Raw genomic sequence first — 13753 nt, 5'->3', positions numbered from 1 at the left:
CCGATCGGGCGGAAGGCCCCGTATCGCGGCGTGCGGGCGGCTTCAGAACGCGAAGTCGGCCTGGACCGGCCGGTGGTCCGAGGCGGTCGCCTCGAGCACGTCGGAGCCGGTGGCGGTCATGCCGCGGTAGAGCACCTGGTCGATCCGGGCCATCGGCATGTCGGCGGGCCAGGTGAACCCGAAGCCCTTCCCGGCCGAGGCGTGGGCCGAGTCCAGCTGGTAGGTGATCGGGGCGAGCGAGCGGTCCTGGACGGTGCCGTTGAGGTCCCCGGCGAGGACGACGCGGTCGAGGTCCTCGGCGGCGATCGCCTCGCCGAGGAGTTCGGCGGTCTGGTTGCGCTGCTCCGAGGTGAAGCCCTCGGAGTTGACGCGCACCGACAGGAGGTGGGCGACGTAGAAGGCGACGGGCTCGCCGTCGATGTCGACCTCGGCGCGGAACGCCCGCGCCCAGCCGAGGTTGAGGTCCACCTCGTTCGAGGCGGCGATCGGGTGGGCCGACCACAGCGCGACCGTGCCGTAGGCGACCGAGTGCGGGTACCGCTCAGCGAGGACCTGACCCCAGGAGAGGCGCTGGTCCTCGGTGAGCTCGACGAGGACGATCACGTCCGGTTCGGCGGCGGTGAGGATCGAGGCGGTGGCCTCGGTGTCGCGGTTCTCGGCGTTGACGTTGTGGGCGACGACGCGGAAGTCGCCCTCGCCCTCGTGCTTGTCGGGGATGAGCCCGGCGTAGAGCTGGAGCCACACGAGCGCCGGCAGGAGCGCGCAGACGATGGCCACGGGCCTGCGGCGGATCGCGGCGAGGACGACTAGGACCGGGACGGCGAGGCCGAACCAGGGCAGGAACGTCTCGATGAGGCTGCCGAGGTTGAACCAGCGGTTGGGGATGAACCGGTGCAGGAGCAGGATCGCGGACAAGAGCAGCGAGGCGCCGATGACGGCCCCGCTGAAGACCTTCGCGCCCGCCGAGGATCGACGACTCACCCGCTGCCCGCCCTTCGTCCTGTCGGCGACGCCGCCGTCCGCGCCGGATTCCCGTGCGCGCATTGCCGACAGACTATCGGTCCGGTGCCACGGAACGACGAACGCCGGGCCCGTTCCCGGACCCGGCGCACGTACACGCTTGGCGGTGGCGGTGGGATTTGAACCCACGGTTGAGGGTTACCCAACACTCGCTTTCGAGGCGAGCTCCTTCGGCCGCTCGGACACGCCACCGCCGAGAAGATTACCGGAACGCCGGCGGCGGGCGTGAACCGGGATCGGGCGATTCGGGTCACAGCCGGTCGCCACTGATACATGGGATGTTTATGAGAGGCTGGCGGCATGACAGCACACATCTCCGCCGAGCCGGGCGACATAGCCGAGAGCGTCCTCCTTCCCGGGGACCCGCTGCGCGCGAAGTGGATCGCCGAGCAGTTCCTCACCGACGCCGCGTGCTACACCGAGGTCCGGAACATGTACGGGTTCACCGGCACCTACAAGGACCGGCGCGTGTCCGTCCAGGGCACCGGGATGGGCCAGCCGTCGGCCTCGATCTACGTGCACGAGCTGCTGGACGTCTACGGCGTCAAGACCGTCGTGCGGGTCGGCTCGGCGGGGGCGATCCACCCCGACATCGCGCTGCGGGACGTGGTCGCCGGGATCGGCGCCTCGACGAACTCGTCGATGAACCGCATCCGCTTCGACGGCGTGGTCGACTACGCGCCCGTGGCCGATTTCGGCCTGCTTCGTAATGCGGTCGACGCGGCCTCGGCCCGCGGGATCGGCCTGCACGTGGGCCAGCTGTACTCCTCGGACACGTTCTACACCGACGCGCCCGAGGTCGAGGCCAAGCTCGCCGACTACGGCATCCTCGCGATCGAGATGGAGGCCGCGGCGATCTACACGCTCGCCGCGAAGTTCAAGGCCCGCGCCCTGGCGCTGTGCACCATCTCCGACCACATCCTCCACGGCACCGAGCTGCCCGCGGCCGACCGCCAGGAGTCCTTCTCCGAGATGGTCGAGATCGCCCTCGACGCCGTCATCGCCTGAGGCCAGACGCGGGGCCCGGCTCGTTCGAGCCGGGCCTTTCGCCTATCCGGCCGCGGGCGGGTCCGCGCACAGGACCGCGAGCAGCTCGCGCTCCAGGTACGGGGCGAGGGTGAGCGCGTAGGTGTTGGTCAGGTGCGCGTCGTCGCGGTAGACCAGGACGTTGCCCACCACCGGCGGGCAGGTCGCGGCGTCGCAGATGTAGTCGGTGAGGTCGGCCTTGTGGACGCCCTCGGGGACCTCCAGCTCCGCGAAGCCCCGCGCGTCGTAGTAGTCGTAGCGGTCGACGGTGCATTCGGCGGCGCCCGCGCCGTGGAGGTCCACGCACGTGGGGATGTCGAAACGCGGGCTGGGCGTGTCGCGCAGGGCCACGACCTCGGCGCCGGTCGCGAGCAGTTGCTCGTAGCGGTCGTTGTAGTCGGGGAAGGTCTCGTAGGCCTCGTAGCCGATGCGGGAGCCGTAGGTGAGGACCAGGTCGGGCGCGATCCGCCCGATCTCCTCGACCACCGCGTCGTTCCAGGCCGCGCACGAGCGGTAGCGCTCCTCGCCGAGGCGCTCCTGGCCGGTCTCGATGATGCACGCGTTCTTGGTGAACGCCACGACGTGCCAGTCGCGGTCCTCGGCGGCGGCGAGCACGGCCGGGAGCCACTGCCAGATCTTCGAGCCGCCGTACATGACGATCGTGGCCTTCGCGTCCTCGGCGATCTCCCCGGGCTCGACGAGTTCGCCGCCGGCGAAGTCGCAGCGGACCGGCTCGAAGCCGGTCATGGTCTGGTTGCACTGGTCCGACAGCTCGGGGTCGCGGTCCTCGGCCGCGTCCAGGGTCGGCGGCGCGAAGTCCACGCCGTCCACGTCGAGGCCCAGCACCAGGGCCGCCGCGCCCGGGTAGAGCGAGGGGTCGGCCGCGGCGTCGGCGAGGCGCTCGCGCTCGTAGGCGATGTACCCGGCGAGCGCGGTGCACGAGGCCAGCGCGAGCGCCATGAATCCGGCGCCGAGCGCGAAGGCGCCCTTCTGGGTGCGCTGGCCGATGCCGGTGGCGGGCAGGCGCACTTCGACGGCCCAGTGGGTGGCGGCGGCGAGGGCGGTGGCGGCGGCGAGGATCGCGAGGCCGCCGAGGAGGGTGGCGGTGTCGCGGCCGGTGGCGGTGAGGTAGCAGATGAGCAGGGGCCAGTGCCAGAGGTAGAGGGTGTAGGAGAGGGTGCCGAGGCGTTGGAGGGGCCAGGTGTTGAGGAGGCGTCCGGCGCCGGTGCCGGGTGCGGCGGTGGCGGCGAGGATGACGGCGCAGGCGGCGGCGACGGGGGCGAGGGCGGCCCAGCCGGGGAAGGCGGTGGATTCGAGGACGGCGCCGCCGGCGATGAGGACGGCGACGCCGCTCCAGCCGAGGATCGCGGGGGCCGGTCCGGTGAGGCGGCGGGTCCAGGCGCGGGTGGCGGGGCGCAGGGCGAGGGCGAGGAGGCCGCCGGCGGCGAACTGCCAGAGGCGTGCGCGGGTGTCGAAGTAGGCGTAGCTCTGGTTGGCGGCGGTCTCGATGAGGGCGTAGGTGAAGGAGGCGGCGAGGACGGCGAGGAGGGCGGCGGTCACGGCGACGGCGGGGCGGATGCGGGTGCGGTGGGCGGCCCAGACGGCGGCGCCGATGAGCAGGGGCCAGAGCAGGTAGAACTGGGTCTGGACGCCGAGGGACCAGTAGTGCTGGACGATGCTGGCGCCGTTGTTGGAGGAGAGGTAGTCGACGGAGTTCGCGGCGAGGTGCCAGTTGCCGGTGTAGAGGGCGGAGGCGGTGATGTCGTCGACCTGCTGGTTCCAGGTGGCGTGCGGGAGCCAGAGGAAGGTCATGAGGACGGTGGCGGCGGCGACGATGAGGGCGGGCGGGAAGATGCGGCGGACGATGCGGGCGGCGTAGGCGCGGTAGCCGAGGCCGCGTCCGGCGTCGGTGGAGCGGAGGAAGCCGGCGGTGATGAAGAAGCCGGACATGAGGAGGAAGACGTCGACGCCGCCGGAGACGCGGTTGAACCAGATGTGGTAGACGGCGATGACGGCGATGGCGAGGCCGCGGAGGCCGTCGATCTCGCGCAGGCGCGGGGGCCTGGCGGGGGTTGCCGGTGTCGGGTCCGGGGGCGTGGGGTCGTGCTGCGGCGCGGTGGTGGTGCGGCCGGGGTCGGGGTCGGCCGGGCTGGTGGCGCTCATGGGTCTCCGGTGGGAAACGGGGTGGCGAGGCGACATGGTGGGGCGGCGTGGTCGGGCGACATGTGGGGCGGCGGGGAGGCGTGCTTCAACGGCGGTGCGGCGGGGACGGGTTCGGCGTTGGGTCGAGCCTAGAAGCCGCGGTGTCGCGGGTCAATTACCTACTGGGAAAGCCCCTGTCGGGGATCTCGGCCGGGTCGGGTCCGGGGAATCGCGCGAACGGGCCCGGGCGGGGAGGAATCCTCGTTTCGATTGCGGCATCGGAGCCCGAAACGGTCGGCGCGCGCGAGGTTTATTTCACTGATCGGACCGCGGGGCCGTATGCGTTGACAGGAGGGCGTCCACATGTCAGGATTGCCGTACCTTAACGATCGTTAAGGAGCGGTGTTGGCGAGGAGGGCGGCGGCGTGGACTTCAGCGGGGACTACCCGGTCGAGCGCGCGCGGATCGAGCGCGGCGGGGCCGAGAAGTACCACCAGGCCGCCGCGGCGGCGGGCAAGTACCACGCCCGCGAGCGCATCAGGCGGCTGTGCGACCCCGACTCGTTCCGCGAGGACGCCCTGTGGGCGAACCCGGACCCGACGCTGCCGGCCGACGGCGTCGTGGTCGGCACCGCGACAGTGCAGGGGCGCCCGATCCGATTGGTCGCCAACGACTCCACGGTCAAGGCCGGGTCGTGGGGCGCGCGCACGGTGGAAAAGATCATCCGCACCGTCGAGGCCGCGCAGCTCGAGCAGCACCCGATCGTCTACCTGGTCGACTCGGCCGGGGCCCGCATCACCGACCAGGTGCAGCTCTTCCCGGGACGGCGCGGCGCGGGCCGGATCTTCCACGAGCAGGTCCGCGCTTCAGGGCGCATCCCCCAGGCGTGCGCCCTGTTCGGGCCCTCGGCGGCGGGCGGGGCCTACATCCCGGCGTTCTGCGACATCGTGGCGATGGTCGACGGGAACGCCTCGATGTACCTCGGCAGCCCGCGCATGGTCGAGATGGTCACCGGCGAGAAGACCACGCTGGAGGACATGGGCGGGGCGCGGGTCCACTGCGAGCAGTCCGGGGTCGGGCACTTCCTGTGCCGCAACGAGGACGAGGCGATCGCGAACGTGCGCCGCTGGCTCTCCTACCTGCCCTCGAACTGGACGCAGCCCGCGCCGGTGCGCGCGGCCCGCCCGCCGGCGCCGGTGGACCTCGCCGAGGTGGTCCCGCCGAGCGAATCGGCCCCGTTCGACATGCACGCCTTCGTGGACGGACTGGTCGACCGCGACTCGGTCCTGGAGGTGCAGGCCCGCTGGGCCGGGGAGCTCATCACCGCCTTCGCGCGCCTCGACGGTCGCCCGGTCGGCATCGTCGCCAACAACTCCGCGGTCCGAGGCGGCGTCCTGTTCTCCGACTCGGCCGACAAGGCCGCCCGGTTCGTGTCCACTTGCGACGCGTTCAACGTGCCGCTGCTGTTCCTCGCCGACGTGCCCGGGTTCATGGTCGGCTCGGCCGTCGAGCACGGCGGCATCATCCGCCACGGCGCCAAGATGATCGCCGCCGTAGCGGAGGCCACGGTGCCGAAGCTGTGCGTCGTGGTCCGCAAGGCCTACGGCGCCGGGCTCTACGCCATGGCCGGGCCCGCGTTCGGGTCCGACGCGGTGCTGGCCCTGCCGACCGCGCGCATCGCCGTCATGGGCGCCGAGGCGGCCGTCAACGCGGTGTACGCCAACAAGATCGCCGCCATCAATGACCCCGGCGAGCGCGAGCGGTTCGTCGCCGACAAGCGCGCCGAATACGAAGCCGACGTCGACCTGCGCCGCCTCGCCGGCGAACTCGTCGTCGACGACGTCCTCCCCCCGGAGGAACTCCGCGATGACCTCATCGCCCGATATCGCCGGCTGACCCACAAGGACCGCCGGTTTTCCGACCGCAGACACCCGATCACACCGGTGTAGGAGCCAGCCATGAGACTCGACGTCGAGCAGACCGAATTCGCCGCCGCCGTGCGCGAGTTCGCCGAGGAGCAGATCAAGCCGGTCATCGGCGACTTTTACGAGCGCGGGGAGTTCCCCGCCGACCTCGTCCGCGACCTGGGCAAGCTCGGCGTCTTCGGCGTCACGCTGCCCGAGGAGTTCGGCGGCAGCGGAGCCGGGCTCTTCATGCTCGGCCTCGCGCTCGAGGAGATCGCCCGCGTGGACGCCTCCGTGGCCGTCACCGTCGAGGCCTCGGTGACCCTCGGCGCCGAGGGCATCGCCCGCTACGGCACGCCGGGGCAGAAGCAACAGTGGCTGCCGCGCATGGCCTCCGGCGAGGGACTGTGCGCGTTCGCCCTCACCGAACCGGGCGGCGGCACCGACGCCGGGCACACCGACACCAAGGCCCGCCTGGAGAACGGCGAATGGGTCATCGACGGCGCCAAGTGCTTCATCACCAACGCCGGCACCTCCATGACCGACCTCATCGTCACCACCGCCCAGACCGGGCCCGGCGAGGTCTCCTGCATCGCAGTCGAACCGGGCACGCCCGGACTGTCCGTCGGCCCCGAATACTCCAAAGTGGGCTGGCGGGCCTCGGACACCAGGCCGGTCTACTTCGACTCGTGCCGCGTGCCCGAGGAGAACCTCATCGGCCAGCGCGGGCGCGGGTTCGTGCAGTTCCTCGAACTGCTCGACGCCGGCCGGGTCGCCATCGCCGCCTTGGCGACCGGCTCGGCGCAGGGGTGCCTGGACGAGTCGGTCGCGCACGCCAAGGAGCGCGAGGCCTTCGGGCGGCCGATCGCGGAGAACCAGGCGATCGCGTTCATGCTGGCGGACATGCGCCTTCGCGCGCACACCTCGCGCCTGGCGTGGCAGGACGCGGCGCTCAAGGCTGAGGCCGGGGAGCCGTTCGGGACCGACGCGGCGCTGGCGAAGCTGCACGCTTCGCAAGCGGCCGTGGAGAACGCGCGGGAGGCGACGCAGATCTTCGGCGGGTACGGGTTCATGAACGAGACGCCGGTGGCGCGGGCGTGGCGCGACTGCAAGGTGCTGGAGATCGGCGAGGGCACCAACGAGGTCCAGCGGATGCTCATCGCGCGGTCCCTGGGGCTCTGAGCGAGGACGCGGGCGCCGCGGCTCCGATCGGTCGGAGCCGCGGCGCCCGCGTGTTTCGGCCCGGGTGCGGCGAGCCGAGAGGAACCTGAGAGTTTTATAAAAACTTCAACTAAATCGGGCGCGCCGGGGTGCGGAAGCATGACAAGGCCGGCGATACGGCAGTAGCGTTACGCCGTGGCGCCCGTACCCCTTCCAGTCCCCGGCGCGCAGGCTCGCCTCCGACTGGGTACGGCGCCGCTCTTCGAAAGGGAGCGCAGATGACCGACTTGAACACCGGCGCCGACACGGCGAGACGGGTGCTCGCGTCCAGGCGCGGCATGATGTGCGGCCTGGCCGGGCTCGGCGCGGCCGGAGCCCTGGCCGCGTGCGGGACGGCCGAGCCGCCCTCGTCCGGTTCCGAGACCACTGAGGGCGCGGACGGCGGCGACGGCAACGACGGGGCGAACGGCGACGGTGGCCAGAGCGGGGCGCTGGCGGCGACCGGCGACGTGCCGGTCGGCGGCGGTCTCGTGGTGGACCAGACGGTGCTGGTGCAGCCGAGCGCGGATGAGTTCCTGGCGTTCTCTGCGGTGTGCCCGCACGAGGGCGCGATCGTCGAGGCGCCCGACGCCGACGGCAACATCGTGTGCCCCAGGCACCAGTCGACGTGGACGATCGAGGGCGGCCTCGAAAGGGGCCCGGCCGAGGTGGACCTGCCGGAAGTGCAGATCACCGTCGAGGACGGACAGATCTTCCCGGCATAGATCCGGGCACGGGAAGCGGCCGGAGAGCAGATGCTCTCCGGCCGTTCTCAGTCGCGGGCGAAGGCGATCGCGACATGCGGCGCGGCCTCCCCGACCGCCGCGGCGAGCCGGTCGGAGTCGAAGCCGCGCAACCCGTCGAGCGAGAGGACGAGATCGGTCTCCGGCCGGGCGTCGGGGACGAGGCGCAGGGCCGCTGCGTGCAGTGCGGGACGTTGAACGGGCCCCGCGTCGGTGCGGATGATGAGCCAGCGCCCTCGGTCGGGCGTGGTGCCGCGGGCGATGGCGAGGTGCGCCACCCGCTCCCAGGGGAGGGCCGTCGGCTTCGCGAGCGGGCCGGAGAGCCGGGCGGTGACGCCGGAGGAGTCAACGCGCAGGGCGATCGGCCGGGCGGCGGCCAGCGCCAGCCGCAGCAGCGCACCGCCGAGGAAGAGGACGGCGCCGATGACGCCGGCGGCGCGGGTGAAGGCGCCTCCGGTGCCGAGCAGATCGGTGAAGGCCATGGCGAGGCAGGCGAGTCCGAGGACGGCGGTTCCGGGGACGAGGGTGCGGTCGCGGCGGTTCAGGCCGTGGCGGGCCGTGTAGGTCGAGGCGGGCTCGGGTTCGGGGCGCATCGCGTGAGGTTAGCGCGGGGGCGCGAACGCGGGTCGCGGCCGGAGGCGGAAGCGGCGTTGGGGAACCGGATGCGGGCCTGGGGCGGCGGTCGGGCGAGGTGCCCGGGGCTCGCGGACGGCAGCGCAACGGCCGGGGAGCGGATGCTCTCCGGCCGTTTCGTTTGGGCGCTATCAGGTCAAGGCGTCGGCGGCGGCCGGGTCGGAGTCGCGCAGGAACTGCGCGCAGCGGGCGGCCTCGTCGGCCTCGCCGATCGCGGCGGCGGCGCGGGAGAGCTGGTGGAGCGACTTGAGGAACCCGCGGTTCGGCTTGTGCTCCCAGGGGATCGGGCCGTGCCCCTTCCAGCCGCTGCGGCGCAGCTGGTCGAGCCCGCGGTGGTATCCGGTGCGGGCGAAGGCGTAGGCGGTGACGTCGTCGCCCGACTCCAGGGCGTTCTTCGCCAGCCGCGCCCACGCGGCGCAGAACCACGGGTAGCGGCGGACCGTGTCCTCAGGCGAGTGCTCGTCGAGATAGGTTCGGGCCTCGGCGTCCTCGGGCATCAGCGTCGCCGGCGGCTGGGACATCAGATTCTGCGGAGCCAATGCGGCGTCCCTCCAAGATTAGGGTCTCACTGTGGGTTCGGGCCGCTCGTGAGAGCAGTCGAACTAGCCTAACTCCGCGTTCGCCGCACCCTCGCGTGCCGGGTCGGGGTTGTCGGCTTTCCCCTTCCGGCCGCGCCCCGGCGCGGCGAGGTGGACGGCGAGCGAGCCCAGGAGCGCGGCGATGAGCGAGGCGCACAGGACGCCGATCTTGCCTTCGTCGGTGAGGGCCGCGTCGCCCCCGCGGAAGGCCAGTTCGGTGATGAACAGGGCCACGGTGAAGCCGATGCCGGCCACGAGGGTGATCGCGGCCAGCAGCGGCCAGGTGGTGCCGGTGGGCAGCCGCCCGAGTCCGAGCCGGACGACGAGCCAGGTCGCGGCGGTGATGCCGGTGACCTTGCCGAGGACCAGGCCGAGGATGACGCCGAGGGTCACCGTGGAGGACATGGCGGTGGCGAAGGCGTCCCCGCCGAGGGCGACCCCGGCGTTGGCGAGGGCGAACAGCGGCAGGACCACGAACGAGGAGAACCGGTGGTTCTGCTCCTGGATGCGTTCGGCCGGGGGCACGGCGTCGCGGGCGAGTTTGACGAGCCGCTCGGTCTCCTCGGCGGTGAGGCCGCCCTTGGCCATCTCCTGGGCCTCGGCGTGGGCGGCGGCCGGGTCGAGGAGCGGTTTTGCGGCGATGATGAGGCCCATCGCGACGCCGGCGATGGTGGCGTGGACGCCGGACTGGAGCATCGCGACCCACAGCAGGACGCCGACGATGAGGTAGACCGGGCCGGACCAGACGTTGAGGAGGCGCAGGGTGATCGCGACGGCGATGAGCGCTCCGGCGGTGGCGAGCCAGGGCAGGGAGAGGTCGTCGGTGTAGAACACGGCGATGACGGCGATCGCGCCGAGGTCGTCGACGATGGCGAGGGTGAGCAGGAAGATCCTCGCGGCCGAGGGGATGCGGGAGCCGAAGAGGGCGAGGACGCCGACGGCGAAGGCGATGTCGGTGGCCATGGGGATGCCCCAGCCGTCCGCGCCGGGCCCGCCGGCGTTGAGGGCGGTGTAGATGAGGGCGGGGACGATCATGCCGCCGGCGGCGCCGGCGATGGGCGGCACGGCGTTGCGGATGCTGCTGAGTTCGCCCGAGACGATCTCGCTCTTGATCTCGACGCCGACGACGAAGAAGAACACGGCCATGAGGCCGTCGTTGACCCAATCCTTGAGGGAGTGGTGGAGGACGAAGTCGCCGAACTGGAAGGTGACGTCCAGGCCCCACACCGCGTCGTAGGAGGCCGCCCACGGCGAGTTGGCCCAGAGCATGGCGACGGCGGCGCAGGCGACGAGGACGAGGCCGGCGGCCGGTTCGATCTTGAGGAACTCCGCGGCGGGGCGCCCGATGTAGCGGGCGAGGGGGCGCTTGGAGTAGAGGAAGGCCGGTTCGGAACGCCAGATGGGGGATTTCCAGGGCTCTTCGCGTTTCGGCATGGTGTCGGGCTCCGATCGAGGGGTCGCTGGACTCACGCCGACCAGACTTCCCGGCACACCGGATGAGACTCTACCGGGTTCGGGGCCGCGGCGGTAGAGGTGAAATTACGGGGAAAAGCTCGCTCAGGGGGCGGTTTGGCAGTCCGGACACAGGCCGCGGTAGGTGACCGAGGAGCGGGCGAGGGTGAAGCCGTGGCGCTCGTCGCCGGGGAGCCAGTCGGCGGGGTCGGCCACGGTGTGCACGTCCTTCATGAGGCCGCAGCCCTCGCAGATGAGGTGGTGGTGCTCGTGGTCGGCGTTGGGGTCGTAGCGCTTGGAGCGCCCGTCGAGGGCGAGTTCGAGGACTTCGCCGAGGGCGACCATCTCGTTGAGGGTGTTGTAGACGGTGGCGCGGGAGAGTTCGGGCATGCGCTCGACGGCGCGTTCGAGGACCTGCTCGGCGGTGAAGTGCACGTGCGAACCCTCGAGGGTCTCGGCGATGACGCGTCGCTGAGGGGTGATGCGCCAGTTGTGGCGTCTGAGGCGGGTAACGAGGTCGCTCATGCTGTTCTCTCACACGGTCGGGGAGTTGAATACCACCCTAGCAGGACAAACAGTGTGGTACCACTGACTCGGGACTGGTTCTTTGTTTAGACACAGTCTAAGCTAGGATCGAGTCGATAACTCAGAAGCACGGAAGAGACCGCCGCGACCGGCGCGAACGCCGCCGGTCGGGCGTGAGAAAGGGCCGAACCATGAGCGAGCAGTTCGACAACACTGCTGGGCCGCTGACCACCGAGTCCGGCGCGCCGATCGCGAACAACAACCAGAGCGAGGCCGCCGGCGTCGGCGGGCCCGTTCTCGTCCAGGACCAGGTGCTGCTGGAGAAGCTCGCGCACTTCAACCGCGAGCGCATCCCCGAGCGCGTCGTCCACGCGCGCGGCGCGGGCGCCTACGGCACCTTCACCGTCACCGCCGACGTCACCAAGTACACCCGCGCGAAGTTCCTCTCCCAGGTGGGCAAGGAGACCGAGACGTTCCTGCGGTTCTCCACCGTGGCCGGGAACCTCGGCGCGGCCGACGCGGTGCGCGACCCCCGCGGCTTCGCGCTGAAGTTCTACACCGAGGACGGCAACTACGACCTCGTGGGCAACAACACCCCGGTGTTCTTCATCCGCGACGCGATCAAGTTCCCCGACTTCATCCACACCCAGAAGCGCGACCCGTACACCGGCTCGCAGGAGGCCGACAACGTGTGGGACTTCTGGGGCCTCTCCCCCGAGTCCACCCACCAGGTGACCTGGCTGTTCGGCGACCGCGGCATCCCCGCCTCCTACCGCCACATGGACGGCTTCGGCTCCCACACCTACCAGTGGGTCAACGAGGCCGGCGAGCAGTTCTGGGTCAAGTACCACTTCAAGACCGACCAGGGCATCAAGACGCTGACCTCCGAGGAGGCCGACGTGCTCGCGGGCGCCGACCCCGACTCCCACCAGAGGGACCTGCGCGAGTCGATCGAGCGCGGCGAGTTCCCGTCCTGGACCGTGCAGGTGCAGATCATGCCCGCCGCCGAGGCCGCGAACTACAAGTTCAACCCGTTCGACCTCACCAAGGTCTGGCTGAACGCGGACTACCCGCGCATCACCATCGGCAAGCTGGAGCTCAACCGCAACCCCGAGAACATCTTCGCCGAGGTCGAGCAGTCGATCTTCTCCCCCGCGCACTTCGTGCCGGGCATCGGGCCGAGCCCCGACAAGATGCTCCAGGGCCGCCTGTTCGCCTACGGCGACGCGCACCGCTACCGCGTCGGCGCCAACGCCGACCACCTCCCGGTCAACCGCCCGCACGCCACCGAGGCGCGCAACGGCAACCGCGACGGCTTCTACTACGACGGCCGCCACGGCGGGCAGAAGAACTACGAGCCGAACTCCTTCGGCGGCCCGTACGAGACCGGCCAGCCGCTCTGGGCGCCCATCCAGGTCAGCGGACCGACCGGTGAGTGGGAGACGCCCAAGCACAGCGAGGACGACGACTTCGTGCAGGCCGGCTACCTCTACCGCCTCATGAGCGAGGACGAGAAGAACCGCCTCGTCGCCAACCTGGCCGGGTTCATCGCCAAGGTCAGCCGCGACGACATCGCCGAGCGCGCCATCGCGAACTTCGCGAAGGCCGACGAGGACTACGGAAAGCGCCTCTCGGTCGCGGTGGCCGAGCTGCGCGCGGCTTAGAAAGCCGCCGCTTCCGCAGCCGTCGCCGAACCGCGCGGCGTAAAGCGCCGGGAGCGGCGCGGACCCGAACCGTAGCCGCCAGGGACCGCGCCGCACCCGACACCGGCTCTGCCGCATCGGACCCCCTGTCGAGGAATCCGATGAGAGCCAGCCGTCCGACCGGGCCCGCAGGGCGAACCCGGCCGGACGCGAACGGGCACCGGCCCCGCACCGATCTCGGTGCGGGGCCGGTCCGCGTCCGCGCTACTCCTCGTCGAGGAGCCGCCCGCACTCGCCGCACTCGGGCGGCTTCTGGCGCGGCACCTCGATGAACTCCTCGGCCACGATCCACAGCCTCCAGCGCTCCTCGCCCTCGCGGATCACCGTGATCGAGGTGATGTCGTCCCGGTTCGGCCGCTCCAGGCCCCACCGGATCTCCAACGGATGGTCGTGCTTCGCGAGCTTCACCTCGCGCCCCCGCAGGTAGTAGCCGGCCCGCGAGTACACCAGCCGCACCTGCTCCCCGTGCTCGCGCGGCACCGGCTCGCGCCCCCGCCCGGTCAGGAACGCGTGGTACTCGGTGTGCAACTGCCGTGCGATCTGCTGCAACGGCACCGACGAATAGTCCTTGACCCACCGGTTCGCCGGCTGGTTCTTCCACTTGGTCAGCCGCGCCGAGATCTCCGCGTAGGTGACCTTCTCCTCCCTCGCGCGCCACTCGCGCTGGAAGACCGACAGCGACCAGTTGTACACGGCCCGAACCGCTTCGAGCGTCTCCTCCAGGTTCCGGAGCTGCTGCCGGTCGGGGTCGAACGTATACTCGTACCTGCGTTTCACCAAGTGGGTCATGGGCTTCGTCAAATCCATGACCTGTTGATATCAGACGA

General features: G+C 71.1%; 12 protein-coding genes and 1 tRNA gene. 5 read left to right on the top strand and 8 right to left on the bottom strand.

All coding sequences use genetic code 11. The annotated features are described in order from the left end of the window. Nucleotides 1-42 precede the first annotated feature (42 nt). Together IF12_RS0118240 and IF12_RS0118230 are read right to left on the bottom strand one after the other, a co-directional pair. Nucleotides 43-1044 (bottom strand): endonuclease/exonuclease/phosphatase family protein, encoded by a 1002-nt coding sequence (locus IF12_RS0118240; RefSeq protein WP_030161049.1) that lies wholly within the window; start codon nucleotides 1042-1044, stop codon nucleotides 43-45. A gap of 77 nt (nucleotides 1045-1121) precedes the next feature. Next, nucleotides 1122-1212 (bottom strand) — tRNA-Ser (locus IF12_RS0118230). A gap of 108 nt (nucleotides 1213-1320) precedes the next feature. Between IF12_RS0118230 and deoD the strand changes: the two genes are divergently transcribed. Then, complete coding sequence (deoD, locus tag IF12_RS0118225) at nucleotides 1321-2028, top strand: purine-nucleoside phosphorylase (protein ID WP_030160943.1); 708 nt, start codon at nucleotides 1321-1323, stop codon at nucleotides 2026-2028. Between the two features lie 42 nt (nucleotides 2029-2070). On the opposite strand, the gene IF12_RS0118220 is transcribed toward deoD, so the two are convergent. Beyond that, nucleotides 2071-4209 carry an acyltransferase family protein gene (locus tag IF12_RS0118220; RefSeq protein ID WP_051704568.1) on the bottom strand — a complete coding sequence of 713 codons (2139 nt, stop codon included), beginning with the start codon at nucleotides 4207-4209 and terminating at the stop codon, nucleotides 2071-2073. Between the two features lie 404 nt (nucleotides 4210-4613). Between IF12_RS0118220 and IF12_RS0118215 the strand changes: the two genes are divergently transcribed. From IF12_RS0118215 to IF12_RS0118205, 3 genes are all read left to right on the top strand, one after another. Then, a complete protein-coding gene (locus IF12_RS0118215; protein WP_030160939.1) occupies nucleotides 4614-6137 on the top strand; it encodes an acyl-CoA carboxylase subunit beta in 1524 nt (507 codons plus the stop codon). A gap of 9 nt (nucleotides 6138-6146) precedes the next feature. Further along, nucleotides 6147-7274, top strand: coding sequence for an acyl-CoA dehydrogenase family protein (locus IF12_RS0118210; RefSeq protein WP_030160938.1), 1128 nt, complete (start codon nucleotides 6147-6149; stop codon nucleotides 7272-7274). A gap of 257 nt (nucleotides 7275-7531) precedes the next feature. Continuing rightward, nucleotides 7532-8017 carry a Rieske (2Fe-2S) protein gene (locus tag IF12_RS0118205; protein ID WP_051704567.1) on the top strand — a complete coding sequence of 162 codons (486 nt, stop codon included), beginning with the start codon at nucleotides 7532-7534 and terminating at the stop codon, nucleotides 8015-8017. Between the two features lie 47 nt (nucleotides 8018-8064). Here the strand turns inward: IF12_RS0118205 and IF12_RS0118200 are convergent, their stop codons facing one another. The 4 genes from IF12_RS0118200 to IF12_RS0118185 all read right to left on the bottom strand — a co-directional run bounded on the left by IF12_RS0118200 (nucleotide 8065) and on the right by IF12_RS0118185 (nucleotide 11223). Next, entirely contained in the window at nucleotides 8065-8628 is a 564-nt protein-coding gene (locus tag IF12_RS0118200) for a hypothetical protein (protein ID WP_030160931.1), read from the bottom strand. Nucleotides 8629-8799: 171 nt separating this feature from the next. Continuing rightward, complete coding sequence (locus tag IF12_RS0118195) at nucleotides 8800-9189, bottom strand: DUF3151 domain-containing protein (protein WP_030160930.1); 390 nt, start codon at nucleotides 9187-9189, stop codon at nucleotides 8800-8802. Between the two features lie 81 nt (nucleotides 9190-9270). Further along, on the bottom strand, nucleotides 9271-10680 hold the full coding sequence (nhaA, locus tag IF12_RS0118190) for a Na+/H+ antiporter NhaA (RefSeq protein WP_051704566.1): 1410 nt from the start codon (nucleotides 10678-10680) through the stop codon (nucleotides 9271-9273). Nucleotides 10681-10803: 123 nt separating this feature from the next. Then, entirely contained in the window at nucleotides 10804-11223 is a 420-nt protein-coding gene (locus IF12_RS0118185; RefSeq protein ID WP_030160923.1) for a Fur family transcriptional regulator, read from the bottom strand. A gap of 191 nt (nucleotides 11224-11414) precedes the next feature. On the opposite strand from IF12_RS0118185, the gene IF12_RS0118180 reads away from it, so the two are divergent. Further along, nucleotides 11415-12887 carry a catalase gene (locus IF12_RS0118180; RefSeq protein WP_030160921.1) on the top strand — a complete coding sequence of 491 codons (1473 nt, stop codon included), beginning with the start codon at nucleotides 11415-11417 and terminating at the stop codon, nucleotides 12885-12887. A 243-nt stretch (nucleotides 12888-13130) separates the two neighbouring features. Here the strand turns inward: IF12_RS0118180 and IF12_RS0118175 are convergent, their stop codons facing one another. Then, a complete protein-coding gene (locus IF12_RS0118175; protein WP_081913727.1) occupies nucleotides 13131-13733 on the bottom strand; it encodes a helix-turn-helix domain-containing protein in 603 nt (200 codons plus the stop codon). Between the last annotated feature and the right edge of the window lie 20 nt (nucleotides 13734-13753).

The organism is Glycomyces sp. NRRL B-16210, from assembly GCF_000719515.1.
GTDB lineage: Bacteria > Actinomycetota > Actinomycetes > Mycobacteriales > Micromonosporaceae > Glycomyces.
The sequence above is the reverse complement of the archived record's forward strand: the minus strand, read 5'-3'. Positions and strand labels throughout refer to the sequence as shown.

Excerpts from the sequence above, each read along its gene's own strand:
- IF12_RS0118200 (WP_030160931.1), bottom strand. The coding sequence starts at position 8,628 with ATGCGCCCCGAACCCGAGCCCGCCTCGACCTACACGGCCCGCCACGGC.
- IF12_RS0118180 (WP_030160921.1), top strand. The coding sequence starts at position 11,415 with ATGAGCGAGCAGTTCGACAACACTGCTGGGCCGCTGACCACCGAGTCC.
- IF12_RS0118195 (WP_030160930.1), bottom strand. The coding sequence starts at position 9,189 with ATGTCCCAGCCGCCGGCGACGCTGATGCCCGAGGACGCCGAGGCCCGA.
- IF12_RS0118220 (WP_051704568.1), bottom strand. The coding sequence starts at position 4,209 with ATGAGCGCCACCAGCCCGGCCGACCCCGACCCCGGCCGCACCACCACC.
- IF12_RS0118175 (WP_081913727.1), bottom strand. The coding sequence starts at position 13,733 with ATGGATTTGACGAAGCCCATGACCCACTTGGTGAAACGCAGGTACGAG.
- IF12_RS0118240 (WP_030161049.1), bottom strand. The coding sequence starts at position 1,044 with ATGCGCGCACGGGAATCCGGCGCGGACGGCGGCGTCGCCGACAGGACG.
- nhaA (WP_051704566.1), bottom strand. The coding sequence starts at position 10,680 with ATGCCGAAACGCGAAGAGCCCTGGAAATCCCCCATCTGGCGTTCCGAA.
- deoD (WP_030160943.1), top strand. The coding sequence starts at position 1,321 with ATGACAGCACACATCTCCGCCGAGCCGGGCGACATAGCCGAGAGCGTC.
- IF12_RS0118205 (WP_051704567.1), top strand. The coding sequence starts at position 7,532 with ATGACCGACTTGAACACCGGCGCCGACACGGCGAGACGGGTGCTCGCG.
- IF12_RS0118210 (WP_030160938.1), top strand. The coding sequence starts at position 6,147 with ATGAGACTCGACGTCGAGCAGACCGAATTCGCCGCCGCCGTGCGCGAG.
- IF12_RS0118185 (WP_030160923.1), bottom strand. The coding sequence starts at position 11,223 with ATGAGCGACCTCGTTACCCGCCTCAGACGCCACAACTGGCGCATCACC.